At 44.4% G+C, this 2,418-nt stretch carries 2 protein-coding genes; both read right to left on the reverse strand.

Going from position 1 to position 2,418, the window contains the following annotated elements; all coding sequences use genetic code 11:
- Positions 1-28: 28 nt before the first annotated feature.
- Positions 29-463 carry a hypothetical protein gene (locus VB693_RS28945; protein WP_323269284.1) on the reverse strand — a complete coding sequence of 145 codons (435 nt, stop codon included), beginning with the start codon at positions 461-463 and terminating at the stop codon, positions 29-31.
- A 118-nt stretch (positions 464-581) separates the two neighbouring features.
- Complete coding sequence (locus tag VB693_RS28950) at positions 582-2,237, reverse strand: IS1182 family transposase (RefSeq protein ID WP_323269285.1); 1,656 nt, start codon at positions 2,235-2,237, stop codon at positions 582-584.
- Between the last annotated feature and the right edge of the window lie 181 nt (positions 2,238-2,418).

Genomic DNA, 2,418 nt, shown 5'->3' on the forward strand with positions numbered 1-2,418 from the left:
GGATACCGTTGGCGAATTCCCCAAACAGCTAAACTGAACCGAGTAGTTCAGCAATGAAACGATTGAGAACCTTGTGAGCAGTTTTATACCCAGTAGCTTGCTTACCCAATTTCAGTTCAGACAAAACACGATCACGTAAAATTTCAAGTTCCTCTATCGCCAACCCAACAGACTGTTTTGCGGCCTTATCAGATGTTAGATGAAACTCCCTCGCCCGTGTAACACTCGGTTGGGATTCGTTTTCTGATGGAGTATCAGCTAAAAATTCTGAATCTCTCCGTGTAATACTCGGAAGAGCGTTATGCCTAACAATGTGTTCTAAATAGTCAGCACGGGTTAAGCCAAAACATTCAGAAGCAATACCAATAGCCTTCCAAGTATCATCTGTTAATCGCAAAGAGCGTACTTCACGATAGTCATCATTCTTAAGCGCAAACTTTCCCTGAATATCCCGTTTGAACATAAACTCAACCGTGTATTACATCGTAAGTTTAACTTAGAATAGCCAGTCTCTCCATGTAATACACGGGAAAGGCTCAAATTCTATTAATATTTAAGCAACAAGCAATCACGGATATTTTCTAGCACACAGTAGAGTCTGCCAGTCTCGCAAAGTGTGAGGAGCGAGTTTTCGCCCGTGGGATTTCCTCCAACCAAGCGAAAACTCGACCTAGATTGATAGCGGCAGCAGTCAGGATATGTTGTAAGTGAGTTTTAGCTAGACCAATATAACGGCAATCGCGCAATTCAAAAGCTCTGATACCCTGAGAAATAGTTCCTTCAATGCCTGAGCGCAGTGCGTACTGTTTTTGAAATTCCTCAGTTTTTTGTCGCTCTCTGCCTTTTTGAAGGGCTTCGTAATCTGGTTGTGCCTGTATGGTTAACGCTCGTGGGTCGGATTCTGCACGGGTACACTGAGAGCGGACAGGACAGTTCTTGCAGTCCTTTGTGCGGAAGTTAACGTGAATTACTGGATGTCCATAAACATCGAGAGTATTTTTCCACCGACTGCTGCGCTTACCTTGGGGACAATATACTACTTTTCGCTTCCAGTTGACTCGAAAATGAGATACATCAAATCCCAGTCCCGCTTTTGCTTGCCATGCACCATTAACCGCAACTGGGCCAAACAGGTCAATGTCATAGTCGCGCTCGGAACTAGAAAGCAATTGAGAGGAGGTGTATCCCTGATCAACTAAATGTTGTCGAGGTAAAAGGTTTTTTTGGGCTAAGGATTGGTGAATTGAAGACACAACAGTTTGGTCTTGTGTTGTAGCAACAGTTGTCTCTACATGAGTGATAATGTGTGGTGAATCTTCATCACAACTTTCAGTCAAATGCACTTTGTAACCTGTCCATTTGGTTGTGCGTTTGGTGCTGTTACGGGCATCTAAATCATAGGGAGAGCGAATTCGCACTGCTCCGGGTGGCCCATCTTTGTCACTGCGTAACTGAAGAGAGTCTGTTGGTGCATAGTATTGCTGTAACCAAACTTGACGTAAAACTTCTACTGCTGGCAGTTGTCGCAGTCCGATGGGGGAAGTTTGGGAATAGATGTTATCAAGTAAATGAAAACCATCCGCACCTATGATCTCGGCTAACGCTTCCCTGTCGGCAGGTGTTCTAGGAAGTCGAGAATCTTCAAGACGTTTGCTATAGCGGTCGTACCACTCGGACGGAGCTAGTGACTTCAGCCAAATGGGTGCAACTTCAGCCACAGCATTTAAGGCATACCGCAGCGTTTCCCCTAAATGTTCCAGTCTGCTTAAATCTCTGACTACAGCTAGTATATGGGTTGAATCAGTACGCTGTTTTCCCCTTGCTGACAGTAGTTTGAGTTCTTGAAATTTCGACAGCATCAAGTCTAGTATTTGCCGCTCGACTCCACCTGTGATTAATCGGTCACGGAATTCGCTCAACACACTAAAGTCAAAACCAGGGTCTGTCAACTCCAACGACAAAGCGTATTTCCAATCAATTCGCCCTTGCACTGCTTGCGCTGCTTGTCTATCAGAGAGATTTTCTAAATATTGCATTACCAGGATCATCGCCAACCGCCAAGGTGCTTGCGCTGGCTGACCGCGTTGTGGATAAAGTGATGCGAAGTCTTCATCCTGGTAAAAGACCCCAAGTTCATCACGCAGTCGCATATATAAATTACCTTTGGGGAACGCGGCTTTGGCTACACGTACCGTTTCATCAGGAATAGGAGGAATTTCTTCAGGATGTAAGCACATATACTGCCTCCACGGGTATTTCTTCTAGTTTATTGATTATTGAGGCAGCTAACTTAACTTTTTTCTTTCCATGTAATACACGGAAAGAAGGGTTTATCCTTTCCATGTATTACGCGGTAAAATCGGCGTTTTTATGTTAAGTAATGTTTCGCCAACGGTATCCGTATCTCGGCTCAATACC

It is taken from the genome of Anabaena sp. UHCC 0399 (assembly GCF_034931465.1).
Taxonomy (GTDB): Bacteria; Cyanobacteriota; Cyanobacteriia; order Cyanobacteriales; family Nostocaceae; genus Trichormus; species Trichormus minutissimus.

Coding starts and splice junctions, on each gene's coding strand:
- VB693_RS28950 (WP_323269285.1), bottom strand. CDS start 2,237: ATGTGCTTACATCCTGAAGAAATTCCTCCTATTCCTGATGAAACGGTA.
- VB693_RS28945 (WP_323269284.1), bottom strand. CDS start 463: ATGTTCAAACGGGATATTCAGGGAAAGTTTGCGCTTAAGAATGATGAC.